Annotated in this window: 19 protein-coding genes; all 19 read left to right on the top strand. The window is 50.9% G+C overall.

All coding sequences use genetic code 11. The annotated features are described in order from the left end of the window. On the top strand, positions 1 to 186 hold a 186-nt coding region (locus ULO1_RS12595; RefSeq protein ID WP_200806968.1), incomplete at its 5' end, for a 3D domain-containing protein. Between the two features lie 61 nt (positions 187 to 247). Further along, on the top strand, positions 248 to 835 hold the full coding sequence (rnmV, locus tag ULO1_RS12590; protein ID WP_200805693.1) for a ribonuclease M5: 588 nt from the start codon (positions 248 to 250) through the stop codon (positions 833 to 835). Continuing rightward, the gene (gene rsmA, locus ULO1_RS12585) at positions 795 to 1,670 is read left to right on the top strand and encodes a 16S rRNA (adenine(1518)-N(6)/adenine(1519)-N(6))-dimethyltransferase RsmA (protein ID WP_078665745.1); all 876 of its coding nucleotides are present in this window, start codon (positions 795 to 797) and stop codon (positions 1,668 to 1,670) included. Before rnmV ends, rsmA begins: the two co-directional genes overlap by 41 nt. Positions 1,671 to 1,704: 34 nt before the next feature. Next, on the top strand, positions 1,705 to 2,541 hold the full coding sequence (gene yabG, locus ULO1_RS12580; protein ID WP_242946689.1) for a sporulation peptidase YabG: 837 nt from the start codon (positions 1,705 to 1,707) through the stop codon (positions 2,539 to 2,541). A 75-nt stretch (positions 2,542 to 2,616) separates the two neighbouring features. Then, positions 2,617 to 2,790 (top strand): DUF362 domain-containing protein, encoded by a 174-nt coding sequence (locus tag ULO1_RS12575; protein ID WP_078665743.1) that lies wholly within the window; start codon positions 2,617 to 2,619, stop codon positions 2,788 to 2,790. 107 nt (positions 2,791 to 2,897) lie between these two features. Further along, positions 2,898 to 5,318, top strand: coding sequence for a heavy metal translocating P-type ATPase (locus tag ULO1_RS12570; RefSeq protein WP_079933695.1), 2,421 nt, complete (start codon positions 2,898 to 2,900; stop codon positions 5,316 to 5,318). 13 nt (positions 5,319 to 5,331) lie between these two features. After that, positions 5,332 to 6,135, top strand: a complete 804-nt coding sequence (locus tag ULO1_RS12565) for an electron transfer flavoprotein subunit beta/FixA family protein (RefSeq protein ID WP_078665741.1) — start codon at positions 5,332 to 5,334, stop codon at positions 6,133 to 6,135. Positions 6,136 to 6,156: 21 nt separating this feature from the next. Next, positions 6,157 to 7,407 carry an electron transfer flavoprotein subunit alpha gene (locus ULO1_RS12560; protein ID WP_078665740.1) on the top strand — a complete coding sequence of 417 codons (1,251 nt, stop codon included), beginning with the start codon at positions 6,157 to 6,159 and terminating at the stop codon, positions 7,405 to 7,407. A gap of 5 nt (positions 7,408 to 7,412) precedes the next feature. Beyond that, positions 7,413 to 8,705 (top strand): FAD-dependent oxidoreductase, encoded by a 1,293-nt coding sequence (locus tag ULO1_RS12555; protein ID WP_079908029.1) that lies wholly within the window; start codon positions 7,413 to 7,415, stop codon positions 8,703 to 8,705. Next, the gene (locus ULO1_RS12550; RefSeq protein ID WP_200803484.1) at positions 8,702 to 8,980 is read left to right on the top strand and encodes a ferredoxin family protein; all 279 of its coding nucleotides are present in this window, start codon (positions 8,702 to 8,704) and stop codon (positions 8,978 to 8,980) included. Before ULO1_RS12555 ends, ULO1_RS12550 begins: the two co-directional genes overlap by 4 nt. A 142-nt stretch (positions 8,981 to 9,122) precedes the next feature. Then, on the top strand, positions 9,123 to 9,578 hold the full coding sequence (locus tag ULO1_RS12545) for a chemotaxis protein CheW (protein ID WP_079908031.1): 456 nt from the start codon (positions 9,123 to 9,125) through the stop codon (positions 9,576 to 9,578). A 15-nt stretch (positions 9,579 to 9,593) separates the two neighbouring features. Continuing rightward, positions 9,594 to 11,621: a chemotaxis protein CheA gene (locus tag ULO1_RS12540; RefSeq protein WP_079933694.1), complete on the top strand. Its 2,028-nt coding sequence runs from the start codon at positions 9,594 to 9,596 to the stop codon at positions 11,619 to 11,621. A 12-nt stretch (positions 11,622 to 11,633) separates the two neighbouring features. Then, positions 11,634 to 12,212, top strand: a complete 579-nt coding sequence (locus ULO1_RS12535; RefSeq protein WP_079908034.1) for a chemotaxis protein CheC — start codon at positions 11,634 to 11,636, stop codon at positions 12,210 to 12,212. 12 nt (positions 12,213 to 12,224) lie between these two features. Next, on the top strand, positions 12,225 to 12,713 hold the full coding sequence (locus tag ULO1_RS12530; protein ID WP_079933693.1) for a chemotaxis protein CheD: 489 nt from the start codon (positions 12,225 to 12,227) through the stop codon (positions 12,711 to 12,713). A 17-nt stretch (positions 12,714 to 12,730) separates the two neighbouring features. Further along, positions 12,731 to 13,087 carry a response regulator gene (locus ULO1_RS12525; protein ID WP_078665733.1) on the top strand — a complete coding sequence of 119 codons (357 nt, stop codon included), beginning with the start codon at positions 12,731 to 12,733 and terminating at the stop codon, positions 13,085 to 13,087. 12 nt (positions 13,088 to 13,099) lie between these two features. Beyond that, entirely contained in the window at positions 13,100 to 14,179 is a 1,080-nt protein-coding gene (locus ULO1_RS12520) for an HD-GYP domain-containing protein (RefSeq protein WP_079933692.1), read from the top strand. A gap of 13 nt (positions 14,180 to 14,192) precedes the next feature. Further along, positions 14,193 to 14,663, top strand: a complete 471-nt coding sequence (locus tag ULO1_RS12515; protein ID WP_079908040.1) for a chemotaxis protein CheX — start codon at positions 14,193 to 14,195, stop codon at positions 14,661 to 14,663. 85 nt (positions 14,664 to 14,748) lie between these two features. After that, a complete protein-coding gene (locus tag ULO1_RS12510) occupies positions 14,749 to 15,516 on the top strand; it encodes a cyanophycinase (protein WP_159446650.1) in 768 nt (255 codons plus the stop codon). Between the two features lie 6 nt (positions 15,517 to 15,522). After that, entirely contained in the window at positions 15,523 to 18,174 is a 2,652-nt protein-coding gene (gene cphA / locus ULO1_RS12505) for a cyanophycin synthetase (protein WP_079908043.1), read from the top strand.

The following is an 18,174-nucleotide window of genomic DNA, read 5'->3' as shown; positions in this document are numbered from 1 at the left end:
GTGGCGGTGGATCCCAGGGTGATACCTTTTGGCACCCGCCTCTGGATTGAAGGGTACGGGGAAGGGATTGCAGCCGATATGGGCAGTGGTATTAAAGGCAACCACATTGACCTGTTTTTCGACAGTTACGGAGAGGCCATCAACTGGGGTATGCGCAATGTAACTGTATATGTTCTGGAACGTTAAGCAAAACTGTAAGGAGAGGGAGTATTCCCTTTCCTTTTCCTCTTTTACGGGAGGTTTGATGATGAAAATCAAGGAAATCATAGTAGTTGAAGGCCGGGATGATATTGCGGCTGTCAAAGCGGCAGTAGATGCGGAGGTAATCGCTACAGGTGGTTGCCGGATCAGCAAAAAGGTGATAGAACGGATTCGCACAGCTCAGGCCAGGCAGGGGGTTATCATTCTTACCGATCCCGATGCCGCCGGAGCGGCTATTCGCAGGCGGCTGGCTGAACTGGTGCCAGGAGCCAAACATGCCTATTTACCCCGGGCGGCAGGCACCAGAGAGGGCAATATCGGAGTGGAAAATGCCAGTCCTGAAGCCATTCAGGCGGCATTGGCTCAGGTCAAGACGCTGGTAAAGGAACGGCAGGAGACATTCACTGCTGAGGATTTAAATCTCTGGGGCCTGGCCGGAACAGCTGATGCTGCCTGGCGCCGGGAACAGGTGGGGGATCGCCTGGGTATCGGCTATGCCAATGCCAAACAGTTTTTACAAAGGCTAAATGCTTATGGAATCAGCAGAGAGGATATAGAAGCTGCTGTACAGCAGATTGACGAGGAGGAGAACCATGAAAATTGCCACTCCGGCCCGGACCAGGGCCATTCTTAATCAATATCAGTTGCGGGCCAAAAAGAAACTGGGTCAGAACTTTCTTATCAGTGAAAGGGTAACCTCGGCAATTGTACGAGCTATCGATTTACAACCCGATGATGTGGTGGTAGAAATTGGCCCGGGAATCGGCTCTTTGACTGAAGAGCTGCTGCAAAAAGCAGGGCAGGTAGTGGCGATTGAACTGGATCGGGAATTGATCCCGGTATTGCAGGATCTGTTTCGCGACTACTCCAACCTGAAACTGGTCAACCAGGACGTTCTGAAAGTGAACCTGGATCAATTGGTTCAGGAACAGACAGGAGCAACCCGGTATAAACTGGCTGCCAATTTGCCCTACTACATAACTACCCCGATTCTGATGCATTTACTGGAAAACCGGTACCGGATCAGTGAAATGGCTCTGATGGTACAGAAGGAAGTAGCAGAAAGAATCTGTGCCCAGCCCGGTGGCAAGGAATACGGGGCCATAACTGTAGCGGTCCAGTATTACTGCCAGGCCAGAATTTTCGTACAGGTACCGGCCACTTCCTTTATACCGACCCCGGAAGTGGAATCGGCGGTGATCCACCTGAAAAAACACAACCAGCCCCCGGTTGATCCAGGGGATGAAAAAATCTTTTTCCGGGTGGTGAAAGCTGCTTTTGCTCAGCGGCGCAAAACTCTGCTTAATACCTTGAGCAAAGCAGGCTTTAATTTAACCCGGGAGGAATGGTTACAGCTGCTGGAGAGCTGTCAGATTGAACCCGGCCGCCGGGGTGAAACCCTGAGCCTGGAGGAATTTGCCCGTATAAGTAGGGAATTAAGTGTCAACCCAGCCCTGACCGGTGCATAGGATAAAGAAAGCGATAGGCACCGGAGGGATGGGTGTGACAGCCTTTAAGATAGGGGATATTGTAGCGCGCCGTTCATATCAGGCCGATGTATTTTTTCGCATCGTCAGAATACGAGGTAATCACGCTTTATTGCGCGGGATAGATGTCAGGCTGGAAGCTGATGCTCCTTTGGATGATCTGGTTTTATTGAGTGATGAAGAAGTGCGTCGGCGGCGGCTGGAATTTATCAAACACCATCATGAGCATTTGCGGCAGATTCTGGTGCGGCAGGCGGCCAGTGGCCAGGAGGAACAGGATTTTTTTGAATTGCCAGGCCGGGTATTGCACCTGGATGGGGACCAGGAGTATCTTAACCTCTGTCTCAATTCCTATCAGCAGCTGAAAATAAACTGCTGGGGCTTTATGGTGCCGGAAATGGAGCAGCCGCAACGGGTGACGGAGTTACTGGCCAAATATCAACCGGATATTCTGGTTCTGACCGGCCATGATGGTTTGCTGAAAAAAAACAGTGACTGGAAAAACCTGGACTCCTACCGTAATTCCCGTTATTTTATCGAAGCTGTCAAGGCGGCCCGTTCCTGGCAACAGGATAAAGATGCTCTGGTGATTTTTGCCGGCGCTTGCCAGTCCTATTATGAGGCTTTACTGCAAGCGGGGGCCAATTATGCCAGCGCACCCCAGCGCATATTAATCCATGCCTTTGACCCTGTACTGGTAGTAGAGCGCGTGGCCTACTCCCCCTTCCAGATGACGGTGCCGGTGGAAGAGGTAATTAAAGCGACTATTTCCGGGGTAGCAGGAATTGGTGGGCTAGAAACAAGAGGTAAATTAAGAAAAGGTAAACCCAAAACAAAAAATTTTTTTCAATAAAAGCTCAGGAAAATGATGAAAAAGCCTGCCTTCCGTGGTAAAATATCAGCGATACCACTGAAGGGGGTGAAAAGAATGTCCTATCGGATTAGTGATGAATGCATCAGCTGTGGCGCTTGCGCTCCCGAATGCCCCGTCGATGCTATCAGTGAAGGTGATGACAAGTACGTCATTGATGAGGAAAAGTGCATTGAATGTGGCGGCTGTGCCGATGTTTGTCCAGTTGGTGCACCCCAGCTGGCAGAATAATTTTGTTGAAACCCTCCCATGCTAAGGGAGGGTTTTGAATTTTTGTTAATAACTTGACTTGAAACTACAATATATAGTATGGTGAGATTGAGGAAGGAGGAATGGAAATGAATGGTGTCGAAAAAAATCTGCAGAGGATACAGCTGGGAATTCGGGGGATGACCTGTGCAGCATGCGCCTCCAGAATAGAAAAGGGATTAGGGAAACTGCCTGGAGTACACACAGCAGCAGTCAACCTGGCGGCTGAGCAGGCAACAGTGGAATTTGACCCGGCTCAGATTCAGGTTGCGCAGATCCTGGCCAAGATCGAAGATCTGGGTTATCGTCCAGTTACGGAAAAAGTAGAATTCCGGGTTAAAGGTATGACCTGTGCTGCCTGCTCCGCCCGGGTGGAAAAGGGTTTAAACCGGTTACCGGGAGTAGTGATGGCCCAGGTAAATCTGGCTACTGAACGGGCTACAGTTACTTATCTGCCGGCTCAACTGGATTTTCAGCAGATTAAGGCTAAAGTTACCGATTTAGGCTATGGGGCGGAAACTCTGACTGAAACAGGAAAGGCTGTGGTGGACCGGGAGAAAGCCGAACGGGAACGGGAAATACGGGAGCAAAAGTTGAAAGTATTCATTTCTGCCCTTTTAAGTTTCCCCTTGTTCTTGGCCATGTTATCCCACGGACTGGGCTGGCATCTGCCTGATTTATTGACCAATACCTATTTTCAGTTTATTCTGGCTACCCCTGTTCAATTTGGTACAGGCTGGCAGTTTTACCGGGGAGCCTATAAAGCATTAAAAAATGGCAGTGCCAATATGGATGTGCTGGTGGCTCTGGGTACCAGTGCCGCTTACTTTTACAGTGTTGCCTTTACCTTCTTTCTGCCCGGCGGCCAGGTCTATTATGAGATCAGTGCGGTGCTTATTACCCTGATTCTGCTGGGCAAAATGCTGGAGGCCATAGCTAAAGGACGGACATCGGAAGCGATTCGCAAACTGATGAGCCTGGGGGCCAAACAGGCCAGGATCCGCCGGGACGGGACGGAAATGGAGATTCCGGTAGAAGAGGTACAGGTCGGCGATCTGGTTGTAGTAAGGCCCGGAGAAAAAATACCTGTGGACGGCAAGGTAGTGGAAGGTACATCGGCAGTGGATGAATCCATGTTGACGGGGGAAAGCCTGCCGGTAGACAAAGGACCGGGGGACCCAGTTACCGGGGCCACTGTTAATGGCCAGGGAGTGCTGGTAATCGAGGCGACCCGGGTGGGAAAGGATACGGCCCTGGCCCAGATTATCCGGGTGGTGGAGGAAGCTCAGGGTTCCAAAGCGCCGATTCAAAGGCTGGCCGATGTGGTTTCCGGTTATTTTGTACCTGTGGTAGTCGCAATCGCTGTTTTGACCTTTATTTACTGGTACTGGCGCACCGGTGACTTTACCACTTCTTTGCTAAACTTTACCGCTGTTCTGGTGATTGCCTGTCCCTGTGCTCTGGGGCTGGCTACGCCTACTTCGATTATGGTCGGTACCGGGCGGGGAGCGGAACTGGGGGTTTTGTTCCGCGGCGGTGAATATCTGGAGAAAACCCATAAAATCAATGCCATAATTCTGGATAAAACGGGTACAATCACAAAAGGGAAACCCACTCTTACCGATTACCGCAGTTTTGGTTCATGGCAGGAACGGGAAAGGGAATGGCTGTCCATTGCGGCCTCCTGTGAGCGAATGTCAGAACACCCTCTGGCCCAGGCTATTACTGCCTGGGCAGAAGAACAGCAATTGCCCCTGGTCAGCGTGGAGGAGTTTCAAGCTCTGGCCGGTAAAGGTATTAAGGCTAAGGTTGGACAACAGCCGGTACTGATAGGTACGGTGCGGTTACTAGAAGAAACTGGGATTGATATGGCAGAAGCCCTACCCATGAAAGATGAGCTGGAAGGCCAGGGCAAAACTGTCATGCTGGTAGCTATTGCTGGTGAACTGGCAGGGTTACTGGCTGTTGCGGATACTGTCAAGGAAAACTCCGCTCAGGCCATCAAACATTTACAGGAAATGAATATTGAAGTCTGGATGATTACCGGAGATAACCGCCGCACAGCAGAGGCAATAGCCCGGCAAGTAGGGATTACTAATGTGATGGCCGAGGTATTGCCTCAGGATAAAGCGGAAAAAGTAAAAGCCTTGCAGCAACAGGGTAAAGTGGTGGCTATGGCGGGAGATGGCATCAATGATGCCCCGGCCCTGGCCGCAGCCGATGTCGGGATTGCCATGGGTACGGGTACGGATGTGGCCATGGAAGCGGCAGCCATAACCCTGATGCGGGGGGATCTGCTGGGGATTGTGACAGCAGTGGAATTGAGCCGGGCTACAATGAGCAATATTAAACAGAATCTGTTCTGGGCCCTGATTTATAACATTATCGGTATTCCGGTTGCAGCTGCCGGTATGCTCAATCCGATTATTGCCGGAGCAGCCATGGCTTTCAGCTCCGTTTCGGTTGTCACCAATGCTCTGCGGCTTAAGCGTTTTAAAGTAAAGTGGTGAGGAGGTAGCAAGAATGCACATAGTTGTTTGTTTGAAACAGGTACCCGATGCTACGGAAGTAAAAATCGATCCCAAAACCAATACCCTGGTGCGGGAAGGGGTACCATCCATCATCAATCCCTATGATGCCCATGCCTTAGAAGAGGCACTGCGAATCAAGGATGAGCTGGGGGGAAAAGTCACCATTATCACCATGGGACCTCCTCAGGCAGAGGAAGCGGTACGCAAGGGTCTTTCCTATGGAGCAGACCAGGCTATCTTGCTCAGTGACCGCGCCTTTGCCGGTTCTGATACCCTGGCCACCAGTTATATCCTCACCCAGGCTATTCGCAAGCTGATGGAAAGAGAGCCGGTAGACCTGATTTTCTGCGGTAAACAGGCCATAGACGGGGATACGGCTCAGGTGGGCCCGGGAATAGCGGCCCGGCTGGGCTGGCCCCAGTTGACTTTTGTGGATAAAGTAGTTGAAGTAAATCCAGAGGAAGGGACTGTTACCGTACAGCGGAAGCTGGAAGCGGTAAAAGCGGTGGTCAAGGCAAAATTACCAGCCTTGATCACTGTGGAGAAAAGCATTAATGAAATCCGTTACGCCTCCTTGCCCAATATGATTAGAGCTGCTCAGATGCCCATAACTGTCTGGGGCAAAAAAGATTTTGACCTGGATGATAATGAAATCGGTTTAAAAGGCAGTCCAACCACCGTTAGCCGCATCTTTGCCCCACCCCAGCGGCCCGGTGGTGAAATCCTGGGCGGAATCGAGGCTGTGCCCAAACTGGTGGAACTCCTGGTGAAGGAGAAGATTGTAGCAAATAAATAAGGCGGGAAAGGAAGGGGAACCATGGCCGTAGAGATTAATGCCAAAGCCTGTATCGGGTGCGGAATTTGTGTGGATACCTGTCCTGTTCAGGCCCTCTCCCTGGTGGACGGGGTATCAGTAGTAGATCCCAAACAGTGTGTGGATTGTGGAGCCTGTGTCAAGGTTTGTCCCACCAATGCTATCACTCTGGACAAACCTTTAGCAGCCCAGAAAAAACAGCCCGCTACTCCGGCTGAGCCGGCAGTAAAGAAAGCTGCCCCTGCTGCTGAGGGTGACTATCAGGGGGTTTGGGTTTTTGTCGAACAAATGGAAGGCGAAGCGGCTCCCGTTTCCTGGGAGCTGATGGGGGAAGGGCGGAAACTGGCCGATAAACTGGGAGTGGAATTGGCCGGGGTAATTCTGGGCGCTCAGGTTGAACACCTGGTTCCGGAGGCCTTTGCTTATGGTGCCGATAAAGTCTATATTATCGATGACCCCGTTCTGGCCCGCTACCGGACTGAGCCCTATTTGCACGGGTTGGTGAAATTGATCAGGCAATACCGGCCGGAAATCGTTTTGATGGGAGCTACTACCCTGGGCCGGGACCTGTCCGGGACAGTGGCCACAGAGTTGCGGACCGGATTAACAGCAGACTGCACGGTACTGGATATTAATCCTGAAACCCGTTTGCTGGAACAGACCCGTCCTGCTTTCGGTGGCAACATCATGGCTACCATTCTCTGCCGTACCCGCCGGCCCCAGATGGCAACCGTTCGTCCCCGGGTGATGGCCATGCCGCCCCGCCAGGAAGGGCGCAGCGGCCAGGTGATCCGGGAAGAACTGGGCCTAAAAGAAGAGGAGATTCAGACCAAGGTACTGGAATACATTACCGCTGGAGCGGCTGGAGTTTACCTGGATAAGGCGGAAATCATCGTGGCCGGTGGCCGGGGCGTAGGGGCGAAAAACTGGCCTTTGCTGGAAGAGTTGGCCCGGGTATTAGGTGGCACGGTTGGAGCCAGCCGGGCAGCTGTAGAAGCGGGCTGGGCCTCGCCGGCACAACAGGTTGGGCAGACCGGCTATACCGTACGACCTAAGGTCTATTTCGCAGTAGGCATTTCCGGTGCCATCCAGCATCTGGTGGGGATGCAGACTTCCGACACCATCGTAGCTATCAACAATGACGCTAATGCTCCAATTTTCAAAATAGCCGATTACGGGATTGTGGGCGATGCAGCTCAAATCCTGCCGGCTCTGGTTGAAAACTTCAAGCAACAGCTGGCAGGGAGGAGGTAGAGAACATGGAAAAATTTGATGTGATTGTTGTTGGCGCTGGCCCGGCCGGACTGGCTGCAGCCTATACCTGTGCCAAAGCCGGGTTGAAGACGATTGTCTTTGAACGGGGCGAATATCCCGGCAGCAAGAATGTCATGGGGGGTGTTCTCTACCGCCAGGCAACGGAAGAGATAATTCCCGGTTTCTATAAGGAAGCGCCCTTAGAGCGGCCTATTGTAGAGCAAAATTACTGGTTCCTCACTGATAAATCCGGGGTAAAAATGGGCTACCGCAGCGAGAAGTTCGGGGAAGAGCCCTACAATAACTTCACTGTCTTGCGGGCCAAATTTGACCGCTGGCTGGCCAAACAGGTGGAAAAAGCCGGTGCCCTTATTATCAATGAAACTGTAGTAGAGGATTTGCTTTACGAGCGGGACCGGGTGGTAGGAGTGCGCACTGATCGCCCGGAAGGGGATTTAAGGGCAGAAATGGTGATTATCTGTGAAGGGGTTAACAGCCTGCTGACCCAGAAAGCTGGTTTAAGAGGAGATATTCCTCCTGAGCATCTGGCAGTGGCAGTCAAGGAGATAATTTACCTGCCGGCGGAAAAAATTGAAGACCGTTTTGGGCTGGAAAAAGGTCAGGGAGCGGTTATCGAACTGATCGGTGATCCTACCTATGGCATGATGGGAACCGGTTTCATCTATACCAACCGGGAAAGCATCTCTATCGGCGTAGGTGCCTTGCTCTCAGAAGTAGTGCAGCGCAAAATCAATCCCAATGAGTTGCTGGAACATATGAAGCAACATCCCCTGGTGCGGCCGCTGATTGAAGGGGGAGAAAGCAAAGAGTATCTGGCCCATTTAATTCCTGAAGGTGGTTACAAAGCCATGCCCAGGCTTTATGCCCCCGGGGTACTGGTAGCCGGAGACTCGGCGATGCTGGTCAATGGCATTCACCGGGAAGGCTCCAACCTGGCCATGATGAGCGGCAAGTTTGCTGCCCAGACAGCCATAGATGCCATCAGTACCGGGGATTTCAGCAACCAGATGCTGGCCCGTTACCAGGAACGCCTGCAGAATTCCTTTGTCTTGCAGGATTTACAGAAATACCAGAACGCTACCGGGCTGTTTGAGGAAAATCCCCAGTATTTCAGCCAGTATCCGGCTATGTTGAACCAGGTAATGCATGAATTCTTTACTGTGGATAATGTGCCCAAAAAGGAAAAGCAGAAAAAAATGCTGGAAATTATCCGCCAGCATCGCTCCCTGCGGCAGGTAGCCGGTGATATGTTTAAATTATGGAGGGTTCTGGGATGAAAAAAATTGATGACAAACTTTACCTGACCCGCTTTATCCCCGCTTCTGAAAGCCATTTGAAAATAATCGATGAAAATGTCTGTAAAACTTATTGTCCCGATAAAGTTTGTACCCTCTTTTGTCCGGCCAAAGTCTATTCCTGGGAAGAGGAACATATGCAAATCGCCTTTGAAGGCTGCCTGGAATGCGGGACCTGCAAATATGGCTGTCCCTTTGACAATATCGCCTGGAAAAATCCCCGGGGCGGATTCGGGGTACAATATAAGTTCGGCTAAAAAGCAGGCCACCCGGTTTAAAACTGACCGGGTGGCCTGCTTTTGTCGCTAATATTTTGAATTCACCCTCCAGGCAGGATAAGTACAGAATATGTCGAATTTTCATGGTTAGCAGAGTTTGGGCCAAAAGGAGCGATGTAAGATGGCTACAGAGAAGCAATTTGTGGTTTTTCAGTTAGGCAAGGAAACCTATGGCATTGATATTGCCAAAGTCTGGGAAATTATCACCATGCAACCCATCACCAAAGTTCCCCATACAGCCAGTTTTATCGAGGGGATTATCAATTTGCGGGGGCGGGTTATACCGGTACTGGATTTGCGTAAACGCTTTGATTTGCCAGTAACCGAACACACCCGTTCTACCCGGATTGTGGTAGTGGAGATTGAGGGCAATACTCTGGGTATGATCGTAGATGGTGTTTCGGAAGTATTGCGGATCAGCAGCGAAATTGTGGAAGCTCCGCCGCCGGCTATCACTGATGTGGATTCTGATTATCTGGAAGGGGTAGCCAAACTGGAGGATCGCCTGATTATTCTCCTCAATCTGGATAAAGTTTTAAACAAACAGGAGAAACAGGCCCTGGAACAAATGCAGTAAAGGGAAGGTGAAATGATGGGTCTGCAATTGGATGCCTCCCCGGAGGAGTTGAAGTTATTTCTGGAAGAAGCGGAGGAACATTTGCAACTCCTGGAAGAGGATCTGGTAAGGCTGGAAAATGAGGGGGATAACCAGGAGCTACTGCAGGAAATTTTCCGTTCAGCCCATACCCTGAAAGGGTCATCAGCTACCCTGGGTCATCAAAAAATGGCTCATTTGACCCATGCCATGGAAAATGTTTTTGATAAGTTTCGCAAACAGCAACTGGCAGTCACTACAGAAATAATGAACGTGCTGTTTGAGGCACTGGATAATTTAAAAGTCCTGAAAAGCGAAATTGAAACCCTGGAGGAAAGCGGCATTGATTTAGATAGTATCTTGCAGCGTCTGGCGGCAATTACCAGCGGGGAAGCGTCGGTTCCTGTACCGGTGAAAAAAGAAGCTGGACCGAGTCAACCAGCTTTGCAGCTGGATTGGCAGGAACAAAAACTGGTAGCTGAATGGGCCAGCCAGAAGGCAGGGCACTTCTGGCAGATCAATGTATTTTTTGCCGAAAGCAGTGAGATGTTACCGGTAAGGGCCCTGATTACCCTGATGACGCTCAGGGAAAAAGGGGAGATTATTAAATCCGAGCCGACAGCAGAAGAGATTGAACAGGAACAGGCGAAAACTACGTTGCGGGCTATTATCCATAGTACTTTTACTGCTGAGGAAATAGGCAAGGCCTTGAAGGAATTGCCTGATATTGTTGAGGTGGTAGTGGAACCCTTTGAACCAGCACAACAGGAGGAACCGGAACAAAAAACGGAAAAGAAAGCCGAAACCACCTCCGGTAAGGCAGTTGCCAGCAAAGCCAGCCGTACCGTCAGAATTGATGTAGAACTACTGGATAACTTGATGAACCTGGTGGGGGAGCTGGTTATAGATCGGACTCGCCTGGCTCAAATAATAACTGAAATTGAAAGCAAATATGAAGTCAGTGACCTGACAGAGGATTTGAACCGGACATCAGTGCATATCGGCCGGGTTACCACCATGTTGCAGGAAGAGATCATGAAGGCCCGTATGATTCCGGTGGAAAGCCTGTTTAACAAGTTTCCCCGCATGATGCGGGACTTGAGCCAGAAAGCGGGTAAGGAAATCGATTTTATTATGGAAGGTCAGGAGACAGAGCTGGACCGGTCCATTATTGAAGAAATCGGTGATCCTCTGATCCACCTGTTGCGTAATGCGGTGGACCATGCCATTGAACCGCCGGAAGAAAGGGAACGGCTGGGTAAACCCCGTAAGGGTACAGTGAAACTGGTTGCTCGCCATGAGGAAAATCATATCGTGATCCTGGTCCAGGATGATGGACGCGGAATTGATGCCAGTAAAATCAGGGAATCAGCAGTCAGAAAAGGAATTATATCTGAAGAAGCGGCCCGGCGACTCAGTGATGAGGAAGCTATTAACTTGATCTTTGCTTCTGGTTTAAGTACAGCCACCAAAGTCAGTGATATTTCCGGGCGGGGTGTGGGCATGGATGTGGTGCGCACCAACCTGGAAAAGGTAAATGGCTTAATCGAAATAAATACTCGTGTTGGCACAGGTACTACCTTTAAAATTAAGCTGCCTTTGACACTGGCTATCATCAGGGCACTGATGGTCAAGGTAGATGAGCGGGTTTATGCTATTCCATTGACTTCAGTGCTGGAAACCATCCGGGTAGAAAAAGAACAAATCCGGATTGTCAATAAACATGAAGCCATTGTGGTACGGGGACAGGTTCTGCCTTTGCTTTATCTGCGGGAACTCTACAACCACGGCAGCGGTAGGGAAGAAAAAGCCAAAATCTTTGTGGTGGTAGTAAACGTAGGGGGTAAACAGGTAGGACTGGTTGTGGACTACCTGATTGGTGAACAGGAGGTAGTAATCAAGTCCCTGGGCCGGTATATTGGGGATGTACAGGGCATAGCCGGAGCTACTATCCTGGGAGATGGGCGGGTAGCCCTGATCATGGATGTTCCCAGTTTGATGAAAAAGGTTATGCAAATCAGTTAGGGGGCCTGAAGGGTGCAGTTGGAAAAACTGGAACAAGCGATCAAAGATGCTTTGCAAAATTCCGGCCAGGTGTTTTCTGAAATGCTGGGCCTGGAAGTCAGGATAATCAGCCCCCGCCTGGATTTGCTGGACTTAAAAGAGGTGTTGAGCTGGGCCGGGGGCCCGGAAACAGTGGGACTGGGCCTTTACCAGGCTGTAACGGGGAACATCAGCGGTCACCTCTTGCTGTTTTTTGAAGAGGGACAGGGTTTTCGCCTGGCGGATTTTCTCCTGATGCAGCCACCGGGTACAACCAGGGAGCTGGGGGAGATGGAAAGATCGGCTCTGGCGGAACTGAGCAATGTAACCGGATCCTTCTTTATGAATGCCCTGGCTGATATGACCGGTCTGGAGATTGTTCCGTCCACACCAGCGGTTGTTTATGAAATGCTGGGGGCGATTTTTAGTGATATAGTGGCAGATTTAAGCCTTTCCGGCAACCAGGCACTGGTCGTAGAAACAGAATTTCATGTGGGTGAACAGGAAATGAAAGGACACTTCTTTTTCATGCCAAATCCGGAAAGTTTGCAAATTCTGTTGACCCACTTGTAGGAGCGGTTATACATGAATGAGACAAAAATTGGGGTCGGCCTGGGGGAAATGCACTGGTCTCGTACACCCAATACCGCTTTAGTTTGTTATGGATTGGGGTCCTGTGTAGGAATTGCTGCCTATGATCCGGTGAAAAAACTGGGAGCTATGGCCCATGTGGTATTGCCAGACAGCAGTATCATGCGGCCAGGTGACAGTGTCTATAAATATGCCGATACCTGTGTGCCTGCCCTGCTGGCAGAGCTGGAACGCCTGGGGGCAGAGCGCCAGCGGTTACAAATAAAAATAGCTGGCGGGGCCCAGGTACTGGCAGTAGCCGGGGCGGCCCGTATGGATATTGGCAATAAAAATGTACAGGCAGTAAAAGAAGCCGTGCGCAAATTAGGGCTTAGAATAAGCGCTGAGGATACAGGGGGCAACCATGGCCGCACTTTTTCCCTGTTTATAGATAGCGGTAAAGTAACTGTAAAAGTGGTAGGGAAACCTGAAGTGGAAATATAGGAAAGGAGAGCCTTTCGATGGCGAAAATACTGGTTGTAGATGATGCTGCATTTATGCGGATGCGGGTAGTTAAATTGCTGACTGAAAACGGATATGAGGTGATTGAAGCCGGGGATGGCAAGGAAGGAGTGGATAAGTATCTGGCAGAGAAACCGGATCTGGTGTTAATGGATATCACCATGCCGGTAATGGATGGTATTGCTGCCGTACAGGAAATCAAAAAACATGACCCCAATGCGATTATTGTGATGTTAAGTGCCCTGGGACAACAGACCATGGTGATGAATTCCATTAAGGCTGGTGCCAAGGATTTTATCGTTAAGCCCTATCAGCCGGACAAAATCCTGTCCACCATTAAACGGTTTATTGGATAGGCGGGAGGCAAAATGCGAGTTATCAGCACTAATCGTTTGCAGCCGGGAGATAAACTGGCCAAACCGGTTTATGGCACTGCAGGCGGGCTAATTATGCCGGCCAATTTGCCTTTGACCCGGGAGCATATTGAGCGGTTGTTAAAACAGGGAGTACAACAGGTATATCTGGATGATCCCCGGGTTGCTGATTTGCAAATAGAAGAGCCCATCCGGGAAATTACCCGGATTAAGGTAATCAAGGTCTTGCAGGAAGCCATGCAGGAAATAGGCAAGAAAGGCCTTGCGGTCAGCCTGAATAGCAAGGCAATAGAAGAAGTAATTCATGAGCTCCATGAAGAATTAATCTATGGGAGGGCTAGGGAAATAAACCTTTATAAAGTCCAGGCCGGAGAGGATTACTTGCCTTTACAGGCACTGAATACTGCTATTCTCGCAACTAATATGGCCCGACTGGGCGGGTTTGTCCAGAACAGTAAGGATGTGGTGACCGGGACCCTTTTAATGAATCTGGGCCTGGCCCTGATTCCGAAGGAGATCCTGTTTAAGCCAGGAGCTTTACTGCCAGAGGAAAAAATACAGGTACAAAAACATGTGGAGTACTCTCTGCAAATCGCAAACAACAATTTTCCCAATCTCCGTGCTCATGTAAAAGTAATAATCCAGCAACACCATGAACGCCTGGATGGCTCCGGCTATCCTCAGGGCCTAAAAGGGGAAAAAATCCATCCCCTGGCTCAGCTGGTTGGAATTGCGGAAACATACAGTGCCATGGTTTCCTGGCGGCCATACCGGGAAAGAATCAGTCCCCAGGAAGCTATCGAGTATATTATGGGTGGAGCTGGCATTGAATTTGACCATAAGCTGATCGATATTTTCAGTCGCTGTACAGTACCCTATCCTGTAGGTTCAATGGTGCTGCTATCTACCGGAGAAAAGGGAGTGATTATAGATCTGGGCAAAGGGCTGGCTACTCGCCCGCGAATTCGCCTTTTTACTGATGAAAAGGGACAGAATCTGGCCCAGCCAGTAGATATTAATCTATCTGATCCCCAGTACCAGACCCGGGTAATTGTGGGATTGCTCGATGAATAAGGAGGAAAAAATAATGAGGGTGGAATTTATCAATCCCTTTGTCAAGGCTGCCTATGATGTGCTGGAACAGGAGGTCCAGGCTGAAATCAAGAAAGGACAGCTGAGCATCGAGGAATCATCCGTTACCACCCAGGATGATGTAACGGTTTTAATCGGAGTTACAGGCCAGCTGGCCGGGGTGGTTATGTATTCACTGGCGGAGAGGACAGCCAAAAACCTGGTTTCCCGCATGCTAGGACAACCGGTCCCGGTTTTTGATGATATGGTGGAAAGTGCCGTGGCGGAACTGGGTAATGTTATCTCCGGTCTGGCCAGTGCCCAGCTGGAAGCCAATGGGTTTATTTGTCATATCGCCCCACCGACGGTAATTGTAGGCCGAGGGGTAATTATCTCAACGGTAAATATCAAAAAACTGGTTATCCCTCTGGAAACCCAGTATGGTAATTTAAGAATCGCTGTAGCTTTAAAAGAAACGGGAAAATAACTAAAGCTTGCCCTTAAGACTGCATAAAATGCAGTTAAATGGGGCAAGCTTTTCTTGTTGCCAGAATTTAGAGGTGATGGAACCTATGCAAGCCGGTTGGCTGGTAGCCATTGGCGGAGCTGAGCAAAAAGATCCACCGGGTGAGATATTGGAGCAGCTGGTAAAAAGATCACCTCCAGGGGAGATGGTGGTTATCACAGCTGCTTCTACACAGGCGGGGAAAACCGGTCACCAGTATGAAGAAGCCCTGCAAAAACTGGGGCGACAGGTCAGGATTTTGCATTTCAATAACCGGGCCCAGGTGCGCCAGTTTATTTATCAGGATTTAGCACCAGCGGGGATTTTTTTCACCGGCGGGGACCAGAGTCGTCTCACGGCTTTGCTGGCAGGGACGGAATTGCTGGATTACCTGACTGAACTCTGGCGACAGGGCTGTACCCTGGCTGGAACCAGCGCCGGAGCCGCTGTGCTGGGTTCAGTAATGATAGCCGGGGGCAGGGCCGAAGCCAGTCCTCGCAAGGAACTGATCAGCCTGGCCCCGGGATTTGGCTGGTTACCCAATACTGTCATTGACCAGCATTTTAACCAGCGCGGGCGGTTTAACCGCTTGCTCACGGTACTGGCTACTTTTCCCGGCATACTGGCTCTGGGCCTGGATGAAAATACCGCCCTATTCGTCAGGGAAAATATTGGCGAAGTGGTAGGAGAAGGGACAGTCACCGTGCTGGATGGGCGCGAAATGGATTTTTCCAGTGCCCCGGAAGTGGATGGTTTTACGCCCCTGACGGTGACTGATGTACGGTTGCATAGTCTGGCCGCCGGTTATAAGTTTGACCTGAACCAAAGAAGGTGAGAGAAAATGAAAATTATCCGCAGTCAATGTTATGAGGAAAAAAATATTTATTGCTTTCGGCCGGTGGTGAAGGGCACTATCCGGATTCCGCCGGAGCATAATCTCCCTTCCGATCGGATTCCTGGTTTGGCAGCCCTCATCCTGGCTTACCTGCCCGGTCTTATGGAACACCACTGTTCCCGGGGCTATGCTGGCGGCTTTGCCGAACGGCTGAGAGAAGGAACATATCCCGGCCATATTATTGAACATATCGCGCTGGAACTGCAGGTTCAGCTAGGACAGGATGTCTATTTTGGCCGTACCGAGGAGAGAGTGGAAGGATTGGTTGATATCATCGTCGAATGCCTTGTACCTCAGGTGGGGTTGGCAGCTCTGGCCTGGGCGGTAAAACTGGTGCGGTTCTGGTATACTGGAAAGCCGGTACCGCCTCTGCCCACAGTGCTGGCGGATTTGGGAGCGGTTTATGACCGCTTCGGACCGGGACCATCGACCCTGGCATTATTACAGGCGGCCCGTCGTCAGGGACAGCCAGTAATGGAGCTGGGTGGAGGCATCTGGCAAATCGGTTATGGCCGTTATGCCCGGCGGCTGGCAGGTAGTCTGCTGGAAAATACCTCTTGTCTTTCTGCCGATCTGGTTCAGGATAAAGCTCTCACCAAAGAAATTTTACAGCGGCAGGGCCTGCCGGTACTGCCCGGTTATCCGGTCAGAACCCTGGAAGAAGCCTGGGTGCGGGCAGAACAGCTGGGTTATCCGGTAGTTTTGAAAGACAATTTTGGGCATCAGGGCAAAAAGGTATATTGTCATCTTCAGAATGGGGCAGAACTGGCGGAATGCTGGTGGCAGAAAGAGAAAGAAGGCAGCTGGTTGCTGGAGAAGGAAGGCAGGGGGCGTAACTTCAGGGCCCTGCTGGTGGATGGTCAACTGGTAGCGGTGGCTGAGCGTTTACCTCCACGGGTCAAAGGGGATGGGCAGCGAACCATCAGGGAACTGATCGAGGAACTGAATAGAGACCCGCGCCGCGGTCAGGGCCATGGCCGGGAATTGACTCGGGTGGAAATTGATGCGGAAGTACTGCGCTGTCTGACCAGTCAGGGATATACCCTGGAGCAGGTATTGCCGGCCGGGGCTGAAGTGAACTTGCGCTTTCAGGCCAATCTATCCGGTGGCGGAGAAGCTGTTGACGTTACGGAAGAAGTTGGCCCTGAATTAAAAAAACAGCTGGAACTGGCAGCTCGCCTCAGTGGACTGAATGTCTGTGGGGTGGATTTTCTGGCTGAAGATTTGCATTCCCCCATGCCTGCTGATCAACAGCAGGGTATACTGGAAATCAATGCTGCTCCCGGATTGCGGATGCATCTGAACGGAAAGAGAGGTAAGGAGATAGCAGATTGGATTATAACACGGTTAGATCTTCAGCCCTCGCAAAAGCTTCCCCTCTTTGCGGTTACGGGTACTAATGGCAAAACCACGGTGGTGCGCTGTCTGGCCCATTTGCTGGCTCTGACAGGCAAGAAGGTGGGATATACTACTTCTGATGGCATATATTTTGATAAGCAATTGATTCGGGCCGGGGATATGAGTGGACCTCTCAGTGCCAGAGAAATACTGCAACATCCTCTGGTGGAGGCAGCGGTCCTGGAAACTGCCAGAGGTGGCATTCTGCGACAGGGATTGGGCTTTAGCTATTGTGATGTGGCGGTATACACCAATCTCAGCGGGGATCACCTGGGCCAGGATGGGATCAATTCCCTGGCGGAACTGGCAGATGTTAAGGCTCTGGTAGGGGAAGTGGTTTCCCGGCAGGGCTGGATAATCCTCAATGCTGATGATCCCCAGTTACTCAGTATGGGGCCTCGCTTTCAGGGCCAGCTGTTCCTGTACACAACCAGGGCGGAAAATCCCTGGCTGGCCCGGCATCTGGCCTTAGGTGGACAGGGATTACTGGTACGGCAGGGTTGGGTACTCTGGGTTCAGGGGGACCAGTGTCTGCCCCTGGTAAAGGTGAAGGAACTGCCGGCAGCCTGGGGAGGGCTGGCTTTACATAACCTGGAGAATATGCTGGCAGCAGCGGGAGCGGCCCTGGCCTATGGTCTCAAACCGGAATTGATCGCCCGGGGTTTACGTACATTCAGCTGTGACCCGGAAACCAATCCCGGCCGTTTTAACCTCTGGCAGCTGGGCAAAATCCAGGTCCTGGTGGACTATGGTCACAATGCCGCCGGTTTTGACCGGGTGTTGAGTGCCTTGCAAGCCGGGGGCTTTGGCCCTATAACTGCTGTGATTGGCATGCCGGGGGACCGGCGTAATCAGGATATTATCCGGGCCGGGATGGTGGCGGGCAAATATTTACATAGAGCCATAGTCAAGGAAGACAGCAATTTACGGGGGCGGCAGCCGGGGGAAGTGGCAGCTTTGCTCTGTCAGGGTTTGCAGACAGTGCTTTCCCCGCAGGATATACAGGTGATTTTGCCTGAACTGGAGGCTGTAAAGCAGGCTCTGCTTACTGCTGTTCCCGGCGAGACGGTGGTGGTTTTCTATGAAAAACTGGCTCCGCTCGTCAAACTTTTGCAGGAACTAGGAGCCAGGCCGGTGCGATTGGCAGAATACCATAAATATGTTATGATGAAAGGGAAACTGCAAATTAGAGGAAGGTAG

It is taken from the genome of Carboxydocella sp. ULO1, assembly GCF_002049255.1.
Taxonomy (GTDB): Bacteria; Bacillota.
This window is presented reverse-complemented; position numbering and strand designations above follow the sequence as displayed.